Consider the following 18,502-nt stretch of genomic DNA (forward strand, 5'->3'; position numbering starts at 1 on the left):
CAAAGTGAACGAAGGATTGGCGCTTCCATCTCTTATTCCTGACAGAGATGGGCCAATTCGCAGCCGATTTTTGATCCTGTGGTCACACTGACTTCAGTGAACGCAGTTTTGGATGTCCAAGTCTCACTTTGGTCTTATCGGTCTAGGCGTGATGGGCGAAAACCTTGTTCTCAACGCTGAGAGCAACGGTTTTTCGAGTGTTGTTTACAACCGCACTTATTCAAAGACGGAAGACTTTCTGAAAGGTCGTGGCGCTGGTAAAAACATTCAAGGTGCCACCGACCTTCAAGATTTTGTCAACAAATTAGAAAGACCTCGCCGCATCTTGATGATGGTGAAAGCGGGGGGTCCTGTTGATGCCGTCATCGAACAGATTTCTCCCTTTTTAGATGAAGGAGATCTCTTGATTGATGGGGGCAACTCGGAATATCGCGACACAGAGCGTCGTGTGGCCGAATTGGAAAGCAAAAGCTTCGGCTTCATCGGCATGGGCGTGTCTGGAGGTGCCAAAGGCGCTCTAGAAGGTCCGAGCATGATGCCCGGCGGCACCAAGGCCTCTTACGACGCGATCGAGAGCCTGGTCACCAAAATGGCGGCCCAAGTCGAAGACGGTCCTTGTGTCACCTACATCGGCCCAGGCGGATCAGGACACTTCGTCAAAACAGTCCACAACGGCATCGAGTACGGCATCGAGCAAATCCTTGCCGAGGGTTATGACCTCATGAAGAGAGTTGGGGGCATGAATGGCACCCAGATGGCCGACGTCTTTGCCCATTGGAACAGCACCGAGGAACTCGCCTCTTACCTCGTTGAGATCACAGAGGTCTGCTTGCGCACCAAGGATCCCGATGATGGGAGCGATCTGATCGAAAAGATTCAGGACAAAGCTGGGCAAAAAGGCACGGGTTTATGGACTGTGGTGAGTGCCTTGCAGATGGGTGCTTCCGTACCAACCATCTATGCAGCCCTCAATGGCCGCGTGATGAGTTCGATGAAAGATCAGCGCGTCAAAGCGGAAACCATCCTCAAAGGTCCCGCGGTCAAACCCTTTGATCTCGGTACCCCTGCCGATGGAATGGCACCGCTGATGGATGCGATGGTGCTCGCTTGCATGGCCAGCTACGCCCAAGGCATGGAGCTTCTACGGATCGCTTCCGCAGAGCATGATTACAACTTGAACATGCCCGCGATCGCTCAGATCTGGAAGGGTGGCTGCATCATTCGCGCCCGACTTCTGAAGCGTATTCAGGATGCCTTCACAACCGATCCGCAGCTGAACAATCTGCTCATTGATCCTTGGTTTGCCAATCAGGTCAACACCCGACTTCCTGGTTTAGCCAAAGTTGTTGCAGGTGCAGCTGAAGCGGGAATTCCTGTGCCCTGCCTCAGCAACACCCTCGACTACATCAACAGCTACCGCACCGCTCGTCTGCCTCAAAATGCAGTTCAAGCCATGCGTGACTGCTTTGGCTCCCACAGCTATGAACGGGTGGATAAGGAGGGTAGTTTCCATACCGAGTGGTTGGATTGAACGAACCGATGGCTTCCTATCGCATTGAACGGGCCCGAGATCCCCAGGATCTAGCCCTGCGGGCCTCTGAATACATCGCCACAGCCATCCAGCTAGCACTCGATCAACGGGATCGTGCTCAGATTGCTCTATCTGGAGGGACCACTCCCTCCCCGGCCTATCAGCGGTTGGGGCAGCAACACCTGCCCTGGAATCGTGTGGATGTGTTTTTAGGGGACGAGCGCTGGGTGTCTGCTGATGATGCGTCCAGCAACGCCCGCATGCTCCGCTCCACCTTGCTCCAACCCGGTGAGCCCGGTGCAGCGGCCTGTTTTCACCCTGTTCCAACAGTGGAGCTTCCCTCAGCAGAAGCCAGCGCCGAGGCTTTCGCAGAGCTGATTGCCAAGCATTGCAGTGGCGAACCACCGATCTTCGACATGATGGTGTTGGGTCTTGGGGATGACGGTCATACCGCCTCACTCTTCCCGGGCACTGAGGCTCCTAACGTCCGTGATCGTTGGACCACGATCGGGCGGGGCAAGGGATTGGAGCGCATCACCCTGACCGCTCCGGTGCTCAGCGCTTCTCGAACAGTGATGTTCCTCGTGAGTGGTGCCAATAAACAGGAAGCCCTGCGTCGCTTGCTCGATCCAGCTGAGTCCGCACAACGAACGCCTGCGAAGTTGGTCCAACCCGAGGCAGAAATCATTGTTCTTACCGACGAAGCTGCCAGCGAAGGTCTTTAAATAAGCATTCCTTGTGCAGGGTTGAGATGACCATCCCCCGTGTCTCATTCGATTCGTGGGCCACGCTCAACGACACGATCATGGGGGGGAGAAGCCAAGCCGGCTGCCGCCTCACGCCTGAAGGCCTATTGCTGGAAGGTGAGGTGATCGCCGATGGAGGGGGGTTTGTGAGTTGCCGCTCCCCGCTGTTGCGACCACCACTCGATCTTTCGGCGTTCAGTGGGTTGCGCTTAACGATTGCAGGGGAGGGGCGAACCCTGAAATTTGCAGTGGCCTGCGCTGATGGATTGATGGGACTCACAGAGATGATTCCAGGGGGGCTGCGCTGGGTGATGCCCGTGCCAACGGAAGCGGAAGGAACCACCGTTGCCGAGATTGCATTCAAAGATCTTCAGCCCGTGGTCCGTGCCAAACCGGTTGGGCTGCCTTTGCGCTTTGATTCTTCTGCGATCACTCGCTTACAAGTGCTCCATTCCCGGTTTGATGAAGCGGGATCGGCCAATCCAGGCTTCCGTGCGGGTGCAATCCGGATTCTGATTCATTCCATCGAAGCCTACAAATGATTGATTTAGCTGTTGTGATTGCCCACACGGCTGATCTCTGCCGCAAGCCTTATCAACATGCTGTTGTTCCGATTCACGCGGACGAAGATGCGTCAACGTCCAGCATTGACGATCTCTTCGTTCGCATCGAAACCCGTGATGCATCCGGCTCTCGCATGGAGGCCATGGATCTAGAACTCGAGATCTATCGGAGCGGCAATGATGTGAATCTCATGCTCAGTTGGTGTGATCAAGCTGAGCGCCCCATGCTTTGGCAGGGACAACATCCCGTTTGGATGCATGGAGACAACGGCATGCGCTGCACGGCCCCAGCCGATGGCCAACCATTGGAAGCGATGGCACGCAGACTGAGGGCACAACTTGTCAATCAATCCCATGGGGATTGATGATGAATCCACCGCTCTAAAAGTGCCTTAATCAGGCTGATCGGTTACCGCACCTAGGCTCGAACTTGAAACAAGTCGAGCGTATTTGCCAAGAATTCCGGTCTTGTATTTGGGCGTGTGACCAGACCACATGCGACGGCGTTGGTCGAGTTCAGCGTCATCCACATTGAGTTGAAGAAGATTCTGATTGGCATCCACGGTGATGCTGTCCCCCTCCATCACAAGACCGATGGCTCCGCCAACGGCCGCTTCTGGTGCCACGTGGCCAACAACCAAGCCATAGGTTCCACCGCTGAATCGGCCATCGGTGATCAAGGCCACTTTGTCCCCTAATCCCTGCCCAACGATGGCAGCGGTTGGTGCCAACATTTCACGCATTCCAGGTCCTCCCACTGGACCTTCCTGGCGAATCACAATCACATCACCTGGGTGAATGTGTTTCCCAATAATCGAGGACAAACAATCCTCTTCGCTTTCGAAAACGCGGGCAGGACCCGTTAAGACGGGTGTTTTAATCCCGCTAATTTTGGCGACAGCTCCTTCACTTGCCAAATTTCCCTTCAGGATCGCCAGGTGACCTTTTGCATAAAGAGGATTGCTCAAGGGCCTAATCACTTCTTGCCCTTCAGGAGGTGTTGAGGGGATATTTGCCAACAATTCCTCCAATGTTTTGCCTTCAATCGTGCGGCATTTCCCATGGAGAAGTCCCGCATCCAAGAGCAATTTCATCACCTGTGGAATACCGCCAGCCTGATGAAGATCCACGGTGACGAAACGACCGCTCGGTTTGAGGTCGCAAATCACAGGCACACGCTCTCTGATCATTTCAAAATCATCAATGCTGAGATTCACGCCAGCGGTGCGTGCGATGGCGAGCAAATGCAACACAGAATTTGTGGAGCCGCCTACCGCCATGATCACACTGATCGCATTCTCAAAGGCTTCACGCGTGAGTAGATCAAGGGGGCGAATATTGGCTTTAATCGCTTCAACCAGAACCTCTCCAGACCGGGCCGCACTCTCTGCCTTTTCCTCATCTTCTGCCGCCATTGTTGAACTATGGGGAAGACTCAGCCCCATCGTTTCAATCGCGGCACTCATCGTATTGGCGGTGAACATCCCTCCACAGCTGCCAGCACCAGGGCAAGCATTTTTTTCAATCGCTGTCAGCTGCTCTTCATCAATTTTCCCGCTTGTAATCTGACCGACAGCCTCAAAAGCACTCACAACAGTGAGGTCACAACCTCCAAGTTTCCCAGGCTTAATCGTTCCCCCATACACAAAGATCGAGGGAATATTCATGCGTGCCATCGCCAACATGGCGCCAGGCATATTTTTATCGCAGCCACCAACGGCAAGAACGCCATCCATGCTCTGGCCATTGCAGGCCGTTTCGATCGCATCGGCGATGACCTCACGGCTCACCAAGGAATATTTCATTCCTTCGGTGCCCATAGAAATGCCATCACTCACAGTGATCGTGCCGAACATCTGAGGCATGCCCCCAGCCTTTCGAGCAGCGTCTTCAGCGCGGCGGGATAGCCCATCCAATCCCACGTTGCACGGTGTGATGGTGCTGTAGCCGTTGGCGATTCCGATGATTGGCTTGCCGAAATCGTCGTCACCAAAGCCCACCGCTCTCAGCATGGCTCGATTGGGTGAGCGCTGAATGCCTTGAGTGACGGCGTCTGAGCGAAGCATGGCAACGACTGGATCGCAGATTGGGAGAGGTCCCAACTTACCGGCCGTGGAGATTACGACTTTGAACCGAGGTCTTCAAGCTGACGCCGAACATCAGAGATGGCTGAATTGAGCTGCTCAACACGATGTTCCAGCTGATCATCGCGATTGGCGTATTGATTGGCCTCAAATGCTTCACTGCCGTCTTGCATCCTTGGCGCGTAGAGCATGGAACGCTGACGCTTGAGCCGCTGACGACGTTCTGCTTCGGTGAGCAGCCACCACCCCACACCTGCTGCCCCGATGAGGGCTCCGCTCAGGAGTGTGAAAAGTGTTCCTGAGGTGGATTCTTGCTGCCTGCTCATCGCCGCCGATGGATTTTTTTAAGCCTAGGTCGAGGGAGCTGTTCTGATTTGCAGCCGTTGAGATGTGTTGCCAATCCCAGGAGAAATTTGACCATTTGCATTGAGTTCTTCATCAATGCAGGCGGTATGAATTGTGAGTTCGGGAAACGTTTCCCCCAGTCGTTTGAGCCCCGGGCTGGCTGTTAAGGCTGAAATCACACGAAGCCTTCGGCTCTCAACACCTTTTGCCACAAGCTCTTCCATCAAGCCGAGAAGATCCTCTGCATCGCTGATTTGATCCAGCAGCAGGACGAGACCGGCGTTGGCCTCAATGGTTTCAGGTAGGCCACCCAGACAAAGCTCTGCGTGAGGCAGCACTTGCCTTGCCCCTTCCCAAAGCATCAGCCCACCAGGGAGGAGAGGCACGGCAAGCAAGGGAACACCCGTTTCGATCACGGTGCCTTCCGTGAGCTCAAGGGCGGTTTGCACCTGTTCACGACGATGGGGAAGCCAATCCCTCAGCGCTTCATAGGTGAGCCAACGTCCCAACTCCTCGAGCGCTGTGCGATACAGCGACGGTGGTGTGCCGGCGTGGCGCAACATCGTGAGCCAATGAGCAATGAGTGGATGGGGGGGAACAACCACCCTCAAGGTTTTGGCCATGGCACGTGGAGGGGCAGCTGTCTGCCATAACGTGACCGTACAAGTTACGGCAGCTGCAACCTGAAGCCGGCTGCATCCATATCTGATGCCCCTTCCCGATTTGTTCCGCAAGCAACTGTTATCCGTTCTGTTCGGGTTGCTTCTTACGTCGAGCTTGATCTCTTTTCCCTTCGCTGCTCAAGCCATCACGGCGCCTGAATTGCGTGGTCAATTTGCGGTGCAAGACATCAGCAACGACATGCATGGCCGAGATTTAAAAGAAAAAGAATTTTTGAAAGCTGACCTCCGTGGTGTGGACCTCAGTGACACCGACCTACGCGGAGCTGTGATCAACACCTCTCAATTGCAGGGCGCTGATCTCCATGGAGCGAACCTTGAAGATGTGGTGGCGTTCTCCAGTCGATTTGATGAAACCGACCTCAGCGACGCCAATTTCACGAACGCGATGCTGATGCAAAGCCGGTTTGTGGATGCGCGCATTGAAGGAACGGATTTCACCAACGCCGTCATCGACCTCACGCAAATGAAAGCCCTCTGTGGTCGTGCCAGTGGCGTGAATAGTGTCAGCGGCGTGAGCACCCGCGAAAGCCTGGGGTGCCGCTGATGTCTGAACGCCTTCCAGTCACGGTGATTACCGGCTTTCTCGGAGCCGGGAAAACAACGTTGTTGCGCCATTTATTGATCAACAGCGGCCAACGCCTTGCGGTGATGGTCAACGAATTTGGAACCGTGGGCCTGGATGGCGATCTCATCCGAAGTTGCGGCTTCTGCCCAGAAGATGAAATCGATGGGCGTCTTGTCGAGCTGAACAACGGCTGTCTGTGCTGCACAGTGCAGGACGATTTTCTACCGACGATGGAAACGCTGCTCGCTCGCGCTGATCAGCTCGATGGAATCGTTGTTGAAACCAGTGGTTTGGCGCTTCCCAGGCCCTTGTTGCAGGCCCTCGAATGGCCCGCGATCCGGGCTCGTGTTCACGTGAATGGCGTGGTGACTGTTGTGGATGGGGAAGCCCTGAACAACGGAAGCCCCGTGGGAGATCCTGAGGCCTTGGAGCGGCAACGACAGGAAGACCCAAGCCTGGACCACCTCACCGCCATTGATGAGTTGTTCGCTGATCAACTTCAATCCGCTGACCTGGTGTTGGTCAGTCGTTCTGATTGCTTAGAGCCCAACGAACTGGACCAGATTCAGCAATCGCTTGCCCCCAAACTACGATCCGGTACATCGGTGATCCCGATGACTCGCGGGCAAGTGGAGCCGAGTTTGCTTCTGGGAGTCGAGCGTGAGACGTCTGCCGAACATGAACATGAACATGAACATGAACATGAACATGAACATGAACATGAACATGCGCATGATCATCACGATCACACGCACTTGGATGTGGTGGGCGGAAATGTTCGTTTCGAGGGCGTCATTCAACGTGCGGACTTTGAACGCATCCTTCCTCCCTTTGTGACTGAGCATCAGGTCGTGCGCCTGAAGGGACGGGTCTGGTTGCCTGGCAAATCCCTTCCTTTGCAAGTCCAAATGGTTGGTCCCCGCTTAGAAACTTGGTTTGAAGCCGCTCCGGATCAAGCCTGGACTCCCCAAAATCAATCTGGCGTGGATCTGGTTGTGATCGGATTTGATCCAAAGGCCTCTGAAAAACTCACAACTCTCCTGCTTCAGGCGAGTCAATAAGTTCTGGCAAAAGCTCTTAAGCATCCCCCTAAAACGAACGAATCAACAGAGCCATCAGACCCTAATACGACTTCAATCGCTAACAGATATTCAAAGAAACTTATATGCAGCTTGCTTAAAACAAGCTCTGAATCTTTTTGCTTGCTCAGTCTTCAACAACCAATAAACGCACATCACGGCCTTTGATTAGCTGAGACAGTTCCAACATGTCGTGTTTACGAATCAGCCCAATACATCCCAAGGTTCCGCTGTTTCCATTGAGCCCTGCGCTGGGGTCTTGATGAATCCCGAGCACCCTTCGGCCCGTGGTGAAGGTTGGTTCAATGCCAATCCAAACGGGGCCTAATTCTGGATAAGCACCATCGGCCAAGGGTTCCACTGGTCCGAGGGTGTAGCTCCCCGTTGGCAGGGGAGCCTTACTGCCCATCTGATCACGGTCCGCGTTCTGGCGATGGGCACGTCCGCTCACTGCATCGAAATGACGCGCCGGTTCCCCCGGAATCTCAAGCCTTAAATCCCAGATGGGATCGCCTGTGGAGCGAATCTGTCTCTTGGTGCGGCCAAGAACGAGCTGAGGCTCAGGATCCGGTATGGCGACAGGAGGCTCCAAAATCGCCAGCAGCCTTGAACTCACCTCAACAGGTTCGGAGCTGTTCAGCACAAAGTCGTTGGCCCAACTCGGAGCACTGATCCCAAGACCTACGCAGACAGCACTGAAGAGCATCAGGGAAGGAGTGGCCCTGCTCGCCAGCCGCTGAAAGGGCATAGACCGAGGCATCCGAAATGATCGAAAAACGCATCTTTCTTAAGAGGATTTTTGCGTTCTTTTGAAAAAAAGAAACGGTTGCTCAGCTGGCCCTAGCCCTTGCGCCAATCCAAGCCAGGAATGCGGGGCAGAATTGCTGGCGTATTGGAGCGATAGATCAAGTAGTCGGGATGGATGGCACAAAGCCGCTTTTCTTCGCGGTGGGCCTTGCTGTTGAGCAGCGCAACCAACAGCAAAAACAGCGCCAGGTGAAGCAGGCTTCCCTTCGCAAGCACGACACCAACAGAGCAGATCACAACAGCGCGATAGAGAGGGTGCCGGCAACGGCCGTACACCCCAGACGTGATTAAAGCTGCATTGGGCTTGGGATCCGGCAATGGAGAAAGGCTGGGGCCTAACGCCAAGAAACCCTGCAGAGCCAGGCCAAGCCCAACAACAAACAGCATCAACCCGCTGACATGAAGCCATGCAGGCCAACTCCAGGCATCGAGAAGCTCAGGGGACCAGCTCGGAAGGATGTGAGCACAGATCAAGACCACTTGAGCCAGCAACCACCACTCCCCCTTTTGATTGTTGAGCAATCCAATCCAGCTCAGCCCCCAACCCTGAAAGCTCTCACGCCAATCAACCTGTTGCCCTGGCTCCTTGAGCGGAAGACCCTTTTTTTCCATCGTGATCCGCAGGATTAATCCATCGGTAGGTCGCCGCGAGCGCAGACCTCACCCCAGCAAAGCGCACCTTCCTCACTCCAACTGGCCTGCACGCTGTTCCAAGAAGAGCGCTCATTGATCCGCATCCGCATCAAGCCAGTGCCGTCATGCTCAAACTGAATCCTGTGGTCATTAAACGCCAAATTCCAACGGCTCCCAACGGCATCGGCCTCAAAACGGCATGGTTCCCAGGCCTCGTGACTCCAGCGACACTCCACGTCGACGGCCACCGGCTCAGCAAGTGCAGGTCGAACAATGCCTGGTGCGATCAGCACCAATGGTGTGATCAGAGTGAGTGTGAATCCGATGGATGGGATCACAGACAAAGGACATGGAGTCGTGGTCTGTTTTCAACCTGAAGAGAAAGTGACTGGAACGGGACTACGGCCTGCCAAGATTTAACAATTCATGCTCCGAGCCAGTGCCGCGTTATCAAGCTCGTGTCCTGGTGCATCTGCGCCCTTCTGTTCTAGATCCAGCCGGTGAGGCCACCCGTTCAGCCGCCAGCCGATTAGGGGTGGAAGGCGTCGAGCGGCTCCGCATCGGCAAGGCTGTCGAGCTGGAGCTAGAGGCATCGGATGAAGCGGATGCACGCCAACAGGTTGAACTCTTGAGCGATCGACTCCTCGCCAATCCTGTGATTGAGAACTGGACCATGGAGCTCAAGTTGTCATGAGCATTGGTGTTGTTGTCTTTCCTGGTTCCAATTGCGACCGGGATGTCCGTTGGGCGACGCAGGGATGCCTAGGTATGCAAACCCAATACCTCTGGCATGAGGAGACAGATCTCAGCGGCCTAGACGCTGTGGTGCTGCCGGGAGGTTTCAGTTATGGCGACTACCTGCGCTGCGGCGCAATCGCCAGATTTGCTCCCGTGCTGGGAGCGTTGATCGAATTCGCCAACAAGGGCGGGCGGGTGCTGGGCATCTGCAACGGATTTCAGGTACTCACTGAGCTCGGCTTATTGCCAGGAGCGCTCACCCGCAATAGCGGCCTCCATTTCATCTGCGAAGACGCTCCTCTCGAGGTGGTGAGTGCGCGTACGCCCTGGTTGTCTCAGTTCAAAGCAGGAAGTGACATCCAGCTGCCCATTGCCCATGGAGAGGGCCGTTATCAATGCAGCGAAGACACTCTTAAATCCCTTCAAGACAGTGACGGCATCGCGCTGCGCTACACCAACAATCCCAATGGCTCCGTTGCCGATATTGCCGGAATCACCAATCCAGCTGGCAATGTTCTTGGACTCATGCCTCACCCTGAGCGGGCTTGTGATCCTGCGACAGGGGGCGTTGACGGACGCCGATTAATCGAGGCGCTGATTGATCCATCATGACCAGAATGATCAGCTCTAAGAAGACAGGGATTCAAAAAGATTCTTTATCCATGCGGGCTTGAAATTAATTCAACAAACACATTGATTCGCTTGCATCAATAAATGAAAAATATTATTTTTTGCACGTCAAAGATAAGATCTTCTAAAGATCGAATGTAGCCCTCAATAGCATGGTCAGACTTGGGGCCAATGGGGAATCAGGCCTTTGATGCGTCGTCGATCATTTTTAATGTTGGGAATCCCGGCGGCCTTGGCGATGGCCGTTCCATTTTCTGCAAATGGATTGGCGGCATCGACCCAAAAAAAGGCCTTCCTAAATCCTTTAAGAAGGGGCTCAAGGCTTCGGGCGGTCAATGCCGGAACTTGGATCGATCCTGATACTGATTTTGGCCTCCTCGTGCAGCGTTGTGAGGCTGAAGGCTGGACGCTTGAGATCCCAGAATCAGTGAGGCGTCAATGGCAATGGTTTTCAGGCACCGATCAACAGCGAGCCGATGATCTTGAGCGCGCTTGGAACAATCCTTCGCTGGATGGTCTGATTTATGTCGGTGCTGGCTGGGGAGGCGCCAGGGTTTTAGAAGTTGGCTTCCGCTTTCCCAAGCGACCGCTCTGGACCTTGGGATTTTCTGACACAAGCTCGATTCTGCTGGCGCAATGGTCGGCGGGTTTGCATGGCGCCATCCATGGATCCACAACTGGACCGGACCAACAGTGGGAGCGAACGGTCCATCTCCTGAAGGGAGAACCGGTCGCTCCACTGCAAGGCCGTGCCGTACGACCCGGGGTGGCCAGTGGTCCGCTCGTGGTGACCAATCTCACGGTCGCAACCCATTTGATTGGCACACCCTGGTTGCCTGATCTGCGTGGATCCATCCTGGTGCTGGAGGATGTGGGAGAAGCTCCCTACAGAGTGGATCGCATGCTCACGCAGTGGCGCAGCTCTGGGCTGCTTCGTGGCCTTGCCGGCGTGGCTACGGGACGGTTCAGCTGGAAAGGGGAGGTGGAGCCAGGTGATTTCTCCATGGATGGGATCCTCGAGGAGCGGCTCTCTGATCTAGGCATCCCCTTGGTCATGAATTTGCCCCTTGGGCATGGACTTCCCAACATGGCTCTCCCCCTTGGTGCAGCAGCCACGCTCGACGCAAACCGAGGAACGCTGCAACTGAATCCTGAGCGCACCCATCGATAGGACACGCCTCGATAGGAGAGGCCTCGATAGGACACCCATCGATCAACCCATTAAAAAAGGGAGGCTTACGCCCCCCGATTGATTGGCTTTGACCGAAAAATCAGGCAGCAACTGCTGTCTTGGGGTCAAGGGTGCCTTTTGCATAAAGGCCGGAGTAAAAGTTGATGTCGCGCTGCTTGATCTTGCTGGCATTACCGGCAGCCCAGAACTGCTGGTAGCGATCCAAACAAACCTGCTTCATGTACTTACGAGCCGGCTTGTTGAAGTGACGGGGATCGAAGTTGGCAGGATCAGCCATCGCAGCTTCACGCACAGCCGCGGTGAAGGCCAAACGGTTGTCGGTATCGATGTTCACTTTGCGAACACCGTTACGGATCCCTTCCTGAATTTCTTCCACGGGAACGCCGTAGGTCTCAGGAATCGCACCGCCGTACTTGTTGATCATTTCCAACCATTCCTGGGGAACGGAGGAGGAGCCGTGCATCACCAGGTGAGTGTTGGGGATGGCCTTGTGGATTTCAGCAATACGGCTGATCGCGAGCACTTCACCCGTGGGCTTGCGGGTGAACTTGTAAGCACCGTGGCTTGTACCGATGGCGATCGCCAAGGCATCCACCTTGGTTTTGGCCACAAAGTCGGCAGCCTCAGCTGGATCGGTTAGCAGCTGATCCTTGGAAAGCTCACCTTCAAAACCGTGTCCGTCCTCGGCTTCGCCTTTGCCAGTTTCAAGGGAGCCGAGGCAACCCAATTCACCTTCAACACTCACGCCGATGGCATGGGCAACGTCCACGACTTCCTTCGTGACGTTGACGTTGTAGTCGTAACTCGCAGGCGTCTTGGCATCGGCCTCGAGGGAGCCGTCCATCATCACGGAGGTGAAGCCATTGGCGGCTGCTCCGAAGCAAGTTGCAGGGCTATTGCCGTGGTCCTGATGCATCACGACGGGAATGTCGGGATAGGTCTCAACAGCAGCCAGGATCAGGTGACGCAGGAAATTCTCACCTGCATAGGTGCGAGCCCCACGGGAAGCCTGGAGGATCACAGGAGAGTCAGTCTCGTGAGCCGCCTCCATGATCGACTGCACCTGCTCAAGATTGTTGACGTTAAAAGCAGGGATGCCGTAGCCGTTTTCCGCGGCATGGTCGAGCAGAAGTCGAAGCGGAACGAGCGCCATAGTGAAGTCCTAACGAAGGCCGATCAACGGACATAGGTCCGTAACCGCGCGACTTTACCTTTGAGTCGTGTGAATGTCACGACACTCCGTTGCAGAAATCCTGCTGGAGTGCCAGCGACTGACCGATTAGGCAGTGGGGACCGCCCGGAAAAGCTGCTCATCCACGGATGGTTCGGGGGCTAAGCGGCACGCTTTTGAGGCCTCTGAAATGGCCTAAGCCCTCACCAACAGACGGCTTGGCCCATGTTTCGCTCCCATCGAAACCTCGCGTGTTGCTGAGGTGTAGAGACGCCCTTGCAACCCGACTGATCAGAGAACAAGTCCAAGTGCATTCGTCAACAACACAACACCCGAACTCTTGATGCGCATGCTTGCAACCATTTGAGAATCGGATTGCTAAGCACAATCGGCTCTTGCGTTGGAGCAGTCTTTGCCCCATGAATGCCGCCTAATTATGTATGGATCATCCAAAAATGTTGGCGAGGGCCGTGCACTCTTTGGAGGACACGCAGAAAGACCTCCGGATAACAAAGAGCTTGGGGTAACAAAGAACTAAGAATGATGCACGAACAATGAAGCAGACCAAAACCTACCCACAAAATCCTGGCCGAAGCCCAATATTGATACCCAGATTTGTACCCAGCTCCGTGATCAAGATCCGCAAAAAATGATCATTGTTTCAAGAATCTGTGCGATCCAATTGGATCATGCAATCGATTGATCGCATGCTTGCTGACTAAGCAGACCCTCTGAAAGGCCTGGAACCATAGGGGTTCCGGTTCGAATACTTTGAGCCCACCAGCTCTGGATGCGAGCCACCGGCGCCACGCGGCCATCGCTCCAGGTGGTGGGGAAGACGAAGTCAACGTCCGCTTCAATATTGCGTGTGGGCTCTCCCGCGGGCGTATGCCACAGCCCAAAGCCATGGACATAATCTTTTTGGTTGGAGCTACCGAGGGTGAGGCTGCCTTCAGATCCGTAGATCTCGAGCCAGCAACCTCGACCGTTGCGCGCCACAGACGACAAGTTGACCTGGGCTGGAACCGTTTGGTCCGTGCGTCCCTGCCAATCCAGCTGCATCTGAATGAGGGAAACATCTTCGGCATCCACTGGAGCCATACCCCCGCTGGGGTGAGGGCGCTCCTTGATCGACACGCTATTGAGGCCTTGAACGGATCGAATCGGTCCGATCAACCAGGCCAACATGTCGAAGGCATGGGTCCCAAGGGCACCGATCACGCCCCCACCGGCTTCCCGTTGTGAGTACCAGTTCCATGGTCGTGAGGCATCGGCTCGGCTGCTCATCAACCAGTCGAGTTTCACCAGCCAGGGAGTGCCTACGGCACCGGCCTCCAACATCCTGGCGGCCTGCATGAACAGAGGCACAGCCCGATATTCATAATCCACCGCAACACTGAGCCGCTTCTGAATGGCCAAGCGTTGGAGCTCGGCCACCGATTCCGCCTTGAGGGCGACAGGCTTTTCCAGCAACAAGTGTTTGCCGGCATTGAGCGCTTGAAGGGCCAAGGCAAAGCGTGGCTCCGGAGGGGTAGCAATAATCACGGCCTGCACGCGAGAGTCGCTGAGCAGAGCCTCCCAATCGTCATAACCCGGAAGGTTGTGCTCCTGACAGGCCTGATCCAAGCGATCACGACGGGGATGCCAGAGCGCTACCGCCTTGAGATCAGCTTGAGAGGCAAGGGCTTGGAGATGAACCGATTCACCAAAGCCGAGACCCGCAATGGCCACTCCAATGGGGGATGGGCTTGAGGTTGGGAGAGCCATAGGAAAAGCCGCGTGGGGATCAGGAGAGCGCGGAAAGCTCGTCCGATGAGCACACACCGGAAAGAACGCCGTCGATCAAAGGGTCAGAACCAGAAGGTTGCCATTCGGCTTTGAATTGGGGCAATCCATTCTTTTGCTTGTCTCGATATAACTGCTGGCTGCAGTCGATCTCCATCACCACCAGGGTTCCCAAGGCGGGGCGATCATCCTCCTGACGCAAGCTGTAGCGGCTCAGCACGGAGACGGTGCCATCCTTCTTCAGCCGCAAACTGCCAGCATCCCACCATTGCTGTCCCTCGCCACTGGAGGGCACTTCTCTCCATTCGACCTGACCTGCGCAAACAGGAGCCGCCCAAAGAATCAGGGCCAAAACAAGAACAACGACGGCCCTAAACCGTGAAGCCAAAACAGGAATCATGAGCTGGGGACCCGAGATTCACAGCCATGCAATCTGAGCAGACTCGCCAGAGTGGAGCGCAATTGCGTTCGCGGAACAATCGAATCCACAAATCCGTGGTCTTGTAGATACTCAGCGGTTTGAAAATTATCCGGCAACTTTTCGCGCAAGGTCTGTTCAATGACGCGCCGCCCAGCAAAGCCAATGAGAGCTTTTGGCTCCGCCAAAATTAAATCACCAAGCATCGCAAAACTGGCTGTAACGCCACCTGTGGTGGGGTGGGTGAGCAGTGGCATGTACAACACACCCGCCTCACGATGGCGTTCCAACGCACCAGAAATTTTGGCCATCTGCATGAGGCTGAGCATGCCCTCCTGCATCCTCGCTCCACCTGATGCACACACAATCAGAAGCGGCAGCTTTTTGGCGGTTGCTTCTTCCACCAAGCGAGTGATCTTTTCACCAACCACCGACCCCATCGAACCGCCCATAAAACGGAAATCCATCACGGCAAGGGCCATCGGAATCCCCTCAACCTCACAAAGCCCAGTGACAACACCGTCTCGAAGCCCTGTGCTGGCCTGGGTTTCGCGAAGTCGATCCGCATAGGCCCTGCGGTCTTTAAAACCCAATGGATCCGTGGGTTGCAGCTCTTGATCCATCGCCACGAAGCTGTTGGGATCCACCAACACCGCAATGCGCTCGGTGCTATCGATGCGATGGTGATAGCCACAGTTGCTGCAAACACTGGCGTTGCTCAGCAGATCCTTGCGGTACACCACCTGACCGCACTCTGGGCACTTGCTCCAAAGGCCATCCCCTTCATCCGGTTCTTGATTCACCTTGCCGACGTACTGACCCTTACGGCGATCAGCGAACCAGTCGAAGAGGCTCATGACTTTTGACTCCGCAGTAGTGGCAAGCAATCCCAGCTGCCGCAGTGGATTTCAGCCGATACATGCACCAGTATCTTTTGAAAAGCACGGACCAAATGACCAGGCAAGAGGGGAAAGGTTTTCTATTGATTTCGCGATCCTAGATCGAGGATCCTTCGGCACAGAAAGACCGTCTTCTTGAGGCTTAGGTCAGCCCTTCCTTGGCTCACCCCTCTTGACGGCCTTGCAGAACGAGCAGTGATCGCCCACGAGCCGTGAACCGAGCCTTGAACCAAGCCGTGAATCAAGGGGTCAACCTTTCGGCGAAAGTGACCCTAAAAGCCAAGGATTGTAAAGGCTCTATTGCTCAATCATGGCCAAGAGATAGGGGGCTACAAAACCTTGGTATTCAAGCCGTTTTTCGCTTGATAACCCCTTCCAACCATTCACATGGACTCTACAAGTGACTTCTCCACATAAACAAGGGTCAGGAAAGTAATCGATTGAATAATTCCTCATTGCATAATCAAAGGTAATTTCTTCGCCCTTCTCGATAACCCTAAACGCAATAAAGTCATGCGCTCCAGATGCATTCAGCGAGATACCACAGGAAGGATTGCATGAGTGATTGACTTTGCTGATCAAGCCCGCATGCTGAACATGCTGAGAAGCCGACACCTGAGAAGCATGCGAGTGATTTGCGGATAAGACTTTTTCAATCACCCCAATCATCACAGTTTCACCAACCTGGAAAGACTTTGTTGCAAATATCCCATCACCTCTCAACGGAGTGACTTTGATTTCATATCCAACGGACAAAATAGGACCTTAAAGACGTCTTCATTTTCATCACTTTTTACGTTACTACAATAAGCAATAGTACCCATTAATAGATCAATTTTTTCAATAAATATTTTTATCTTAGCATGAATTTTCCACGCTCTATGAAAAATAAATTTTCAAGCAAAACCAAGCTTTGGTAAAAGCTTTTGATTGTTCTTATTCCAACGCAGACAGCGCGAGAGGCCACGATTTCAACTATTATTGTTATCACCAAAATTCACTCCAACTCTTCAAACATTTTCGAGTCGCTCTTTACGGCGACCTTCTCCCAGAGCAAACGACAACACCCTTAGGCTTTTACGATCAATTGGCAAAAGCACTATGCATAAGGCCTTGAATTTTATGGCTAAAGCGTAGAGTTTCAACACCTTTCTGCTCCAAGCCTCAGCCAAGCAGGACAACCTTTCAAGCAGAGCATCTCATCCCTAACGGAATTCCTTTGAGCGAATAAGCTGCCACAAAAAAATCTATTTTTGTATACATAAACACAAGCAATTGGACGTGAACTTATGCCTATTGAAACGATCGACAATGTGATTCACTCCCTGATGTCAGCAGGTGGCGAAAAAATCGATTGGGTCAAAGGAGAGTCACGTTCCTGCCCCGATGGGAGTTGGAGCATCTCAGAGGGCACCAACTGCAGTCATCTCGGCCATCTGGACAACACGATCACCAAACGACTGTCCCGGCTGGACATCACGGTCAATCGGGAGATCAACTTACAGGTGATCTTTGACCCTGAAAGCCGTAGAAATGAAGCTTTAGAGATCTACGAGTCAACCAGCGCAAGAACACTGTTGACCCTGATGTTTTGGCCTGGACTGGAATCTGCAAGGAAATTGGCCATTGCCTCCATCGATCAATGGCACAGAGCGATAGAAGATGGCTGGTATGAGGGGTCTGAGTAGTCACATCCTTGCCATCAACACCGCTTGATCAACACCGCTTGATCAACATCGAGGGAATTCTCTCTCTTCATTTGGTGAGCAAGAAAAAGCTTGCTTCCTGCTGAAGGACAAGTGCTAATAGCTGTTGATTTAAATGCCCCCAAACAAGCCGAACCATTGCTGACCCCACCACTCAGCACCTCCGATCCAGGTCAGCCAGATTCCAAGGGCAATAAAGGGGCCAAAGGGGAATGGCTGTCTCGGCCCTAACCGTCCAGACAGACGTCCAATCGTGCCAAACAAGGCACCGCTAAAAACGGCGATTGCCAAAGAAACCAAGACACCGCCCAAGCCGAGCCAAGCGCCTGAGACAGCTGCCAATTTGGCATCACCAAGTCCGAGCGCAGGTTGTCCCAGCATGCGCTCAGCAAGAGCACTTAATCCTTCCAGCGCCAGCAATCCTGCGGAAGCCGCCAACAGATGATTGAGGAGCACGGCACTCGCTTCCGGCCCTGGAATGACCAGATACAGAGCACCCGTGAAGGCAAGGCCGAGCAACACCCCGATTCTGCAAAGAGGTTCGGGCAGCCAGAGATGATCAATATCAATCAACACCAGGGGCAAAAGCACGCTGATCAGAACAATCCCCGCCAACACATTGAGCAAGGCCAGGCCTAATTGATCAGACGCGGCAAGCAATCCATGGCCCCACAACGCGCTCAACCAAAGAAGGGCGCTGATGAGTTCCACCAATGGATAACGGCCCGAGATGCCCTGATGGCAATCGCGACAACGGCCCCGAAGCCACACCCAGCCCAGCACCGGCACATTGTCGTGCCAGCGCACCGCCTGACCACACTTCGGACAGTGACTACCAGGCCAAACCACTGATTCTTGGCGCGGCAACCGCCAGGCCACCACATTGGCGAAGCTCCCCACACAGGCTCCACCCACCACAAGCATCAG

At 54.3% G+C, this 18,502-nt stretch carries 22 protein-coding genes; 10 read left to right on the forward strand and 12 right to left on the reverse strand.

Annotation, left to right across the window (positions count from 1 at the left end):
- Window positions 1–112: 112 nt before the first annotated feature.
- Genes gndA through SYN8016DRAFT_RS04205 form a run of 4 tightly spaced genes read left to right on the forward strand, consistent with a single transcriptional unit; the run spans window position 113 to window position 3,205 of the window.
- Window positions 113–1,531, forward strand: coding sequence for an NADP-dependent phosphogluconate dehydrogenase (gndA, locus tag SYN8016DRAFT_RS04190; protein ID WP_006853040.1), 1,419 nt, complete (start codon window positions 113–115; stop codon window positions 1,529–1,531).
- Window positions 1,532–1,539: 8 nt separating this feature from the next.
- The gene (gene pgl, locus SYN8016DRAFT_RS04195) at window positions 1,540–2,256 is read left to right on the forward strand and encodes a 6-phosphogluconolactonase (RefSeq protein WP_006853041.1); all 717 of its coding nucleotides are present in this window, start codon (window positions 1,540–1,542) and stop codon (window positions 2,254–2,256) included.
- 26 nt (window positions 2,257–2,282) lie between these two features.
- The gene (locus tag SYN8016DRAFT_RS04200) at window positions 2,283–2,819 is read left to right on the forward strand and encodes a CIA30 family protein (RefSeq protein WP_006853042.1); all 537 of its coding nucleotides are present in this window, start codon (window positions 2,283–2,285) and stop codon (window positions 2,817–2,819) included.
- Window positions 2,816–3,205: a hypothetical protein gene (locus tag SYN8016DRAFT_RS04205; protein ID WP_006853043.1), complete on the forward strand. Its 390-nt coding sequence runs from the start codon at window positions 2,816–2,818 to the stop codon at window positions 3,203–3,205. The genes SYN8016DRAFT_RS04200 and SYN8016DRAFT_RS04205 overlap by 4 nt, the downstream gene beginning before the upstream one ends.
- A gap of 27 nt (window positions 3,206–3,232) precedes the next feature.
- Here the strand turns inward: SYN8016DRAFT_RS04205 and ilvD are convergent, their stop codons facing one another.
- Genes ilvD through SYN8016DRAFT_RS04220 form a run of 3 tightly spaced genes read right to left on the reverse strand, consistent with a single transcriptional unit; the run spans window position 3,233 to window position 5,892 of the window.
- Entirely contained in the window at window positions 3,233–4,906 is a 1,674-nt protein-coding gene (gene ilvD, locus SYN8016DRAFT_RS04210; protein WP_006853044.1) for a dihydroxy-acid dehydratase, read from the reverse strand.
- Window positions 4,907–4,959: 53 nt separating this feature from the next.
- Window positions 4,960–5,250, reverse strand: a complete 291-nt coding sequence (locus tag SYN8016DRAFT_RS04215; protein WP_006853045.1) for a hypothetical protein — start codon at window positions 5,248–5,250, stop codon at window positions 4,960–4,962.
- Between the two features lie 24 nt (window positions 5,251–5,274).
- Window positions 5,275–5,892: a uracil phosphoribosyltransferase gene (locus tag SYN8016DRAFT_RS04220; RefSeq protein ID WP_006853046.1), complete on the reverse strand. Its 618-nt coding sequence runs from the start codon at window positions 5,890–5,892 to the stop codon at window positions 5,275–5,277.
- Window positions 5,893–5,977: 85 nt separating this feature from the next.
- Here SYN8016DRAFT_RS04220 and SYN8016DRAFT_RS04225 point away from each other — a divergent pair, with 85 nt between their 5' ends.
- Together SYN8016DRAFT_RS04225 and cobW are read left to right on the forward strand one after the other, a co-directional pair.
- Window positions 5,978–6,496 (forward strand): pentapeptide repeat-containing protein, encoded by a 519-nt coding sequence (locus SYN8016DRAFT_RS04225; protein ID WP_006853047.1) that lies wholly within the window; start codon window positions 5,978–5,980, stop codon window positions 6,494–6,496.
- A complete protein-coding gene (gene cobW / locus SYN8016DRAFT_RS04230; RefSeq protein ID WP_006853048.1) occupies window positions 6,496–7,578 on the forward strand; it encodes a cobalamin biosynthesis protein CobW in 1,083 nt (360 codons plus the stop codon). Before SYN8016DRAFT_RS04225 ends, cobW begins: the two co-directional genes overlap by 1 nt.
- A gap of 145 nt (window positions 7,579–7,723) precedes the next feature.
- On the opposite strand, the gene SYN8016DRAFT_RS04235 is transcribed toward cobW, so the two are convergent.
- The 3 genes from SYN8016DRAFT_RS04235 to SYN8016DRAFT_RS04245 form a co-directional block, all read right to left on the reverse strand.
- Window positions 7,724–8,356 carry a L,D-transpeptidase gene (locus SYN8016DRAFT_RS04235; RefSeq protein ID WP_141561358.1) on the reverse strand — a complete coding sequence of 211 codons (633 nt, stop codon included), beginning with the start codon at window positions 8,354–8,356 and terminating at the stop codon, window positions 7,724–7,726.
- A gap of 80 nt (window positions 8,357–8,436) precedes the next feature.
- Window positions 8,437–9,015 carry an isoprenylcysteine carboxylmethyltransferase family protein gene (locus SYN8016DRAFT_RS04240; RefSeq protein WP_006853050.1) on the reverse strand — a complete coding sequence of 193 codons (579 nt, stop codon included), beginning with the start codon at window positions 9,013–9,015 and terminating at the stop codon, window positions 8,437–8,439.
- 14 nt (window positions 9,016–9,029) lie between these two features.
- Entirely contained in the window at window positions 9,030–9,374 is a 345-nt protein-coding gene (locus SYN8016DRAFT_RS04245) for a hypothetical protein (protein WP_253909811.1), read from the reverse strand.
- Window positions 9,375–9,475: 101 nt separating this feature from the next.
- Between SYN8016DRAFT_RS04245 and purS the strand changes: the two genes are divergently transcribed.
- From purS to SYN8016DRAFT_RS04260, 3 genes are all read left to right on the forward strand, one after another.
- Window positions 9,476–9,730: a phosphoribosylformylglycinamidine synthase subunit PurS gene (gene purS, locus SYN8016DRAFT_RS04250; protein ID WP_006853053.1), complete on the forward strand. Its 255-nt coding sequence runs from the start codon at window positions 9,476–9,478 to the stop codon at window positions 9,728–9,730.
- A complete protein-coding gene (purQ, locus tag SYN8016DRAFT_RS04255) occupies window positions 9,727–10,386 on the forward strand; it encodes a phosphoribosylformylglycinamidine synthase subunit PurQ (RefSeq protein WP_006853054.1) in 660 nt (219 codons plus the stop codon). The genes purS and purQ overlap by 4 nt, the downstream gene beginning before the upstream one ends.
- Window positions 10,387–10,594: 208 nt before the next feature.
- Entirely contained in the window at window positions 10,595–11,575 is a 981-nt protein-coding gene (locus SYN8016DRAFT_RS04260) for an LD-carboxypeptidase (RefSeq protein WP_006853055.1), read from the forward strand.
- Between the two features lie 100 nt (window positions 11,576–11,675).
- Here SYN8016DRAFT_RS04260 and fba read toward each other — a convergent pair whose 3' ends face one another.
- From fba to SYN8016DRAFT_RS04285, 5 genes are all read right to left on the reverse strand, one after another.
- A complete protein-coding gene (gene fba / locus SYN8016DRAFT_RS04265) occupies window positions 11,676–12,749 on the reverse strand; it encodes a class II fructose-bisphosphate aldolase (RefSeq protein WP_006853056.1) in 1,074 nt (357 codons plus the stop codon).
- A gap of 705 nt (window positions 12,750–13,454) precedes the next feature.
- Window positions 13,455–14,534, reverse strand: a complete 1,080-nt coding sequence (locus tag SYN8016DRAFT_RS04270) for a Gfo/Idh/MocA family protein (RefSeq protein ID WP_006853057.1) — start codon at window positions 14,532–14,534, stop codon at window positions 13,455–13,457.
- A gap of 19 nt (window positions 14,535–14,553) precedes the next feature.
- On the reverse strand, window positions 14,554–14,952 hold the full coding sequence (locus tag SYN8016DRAFT_RS04275) for a hypothetical protein (RefSeq protein WP_006853058.1): 399 nt from the start codon (window positions 14,950–14,952) through the stop codon (window positions 14,554–14,556).
- The gene (gene accD, locus SYN8016DRAFT_RS04280; protein ID WP_006853059.1) at window positions 14,949–15,827 is read right to left on the reverse strand and encodes an acetyl-CoA carboxylase, carboxyltransferase subunit beta; all 879 of its coding nucleotides are present in this window, start codon (window positions 15,825–15,827) and stop codon (window positions 14,949–14,951) included. Before accD ends, SYN8016DRAFT_RS04275 begins: the two co-directional genes overlap by 4 nt.
- 339 nt (window positions 15,828–16,166) lie before the next feature.
- On the reverse strand, window positions 16,167–16,625 hold the full coding sequence (locus tag SYN8016DRAFT_RS04285; protein ID WP_115070169.1) for an SET domain-containing protein-lysine N-methyltransferase: 459 nt from the start codon (window positions 16,623–16,625) through the stop codon (window positions 16,167–16,169).
- A 533-nt stretch (window positions 16,626–17,158) separates the two neighbouring features.
- On the opposite strand from SYN8016DRAFT_RS04285, the gene SYN8016DRAFT_RS04290 reads away from it, so the two are divergent.
- Complete coding sequence (locus tag SYN8016DRAFT_RS04290) at window positions 17,159–17,557, forward strand: hypothetical protein (protein WP_006853061.1); 399 nt, start codon at window positions 17,159–17,161, stop codon at window positions 17,555–17,557.
- Window positions 17,558–17,686: 129 nt separating this feature from the next.
- Here SYN8016DRAFT_RS04290 and SYN8016DRAFT_RS04295 read toward each other — a convergent pair whose 3' ends face one another.
- Window positions 17,687–18,499 (reverse strand): A24 family peptidase, encoded by an 813-nt coding sequence (locus tag SYN8016DRAFT_RS04295; protein WP_006853062.1) that lies wholly within the window; start codon window positions 18,497–18,499, stop codon window positions 17,687–17,689.
- Window positions 18,500–18,502 lie beyond the last annotated feature (3 nt).

Origin of the sequence: Synechococcus sp. WH 8016 (assembly GCF_000230675.1) — a bacterium.
Lineage (GTDB): Bacteria > Cyanobacteriota > Cyanobacteriia > PCC-6307 > Cyanobiaceae > Synechococcus_C.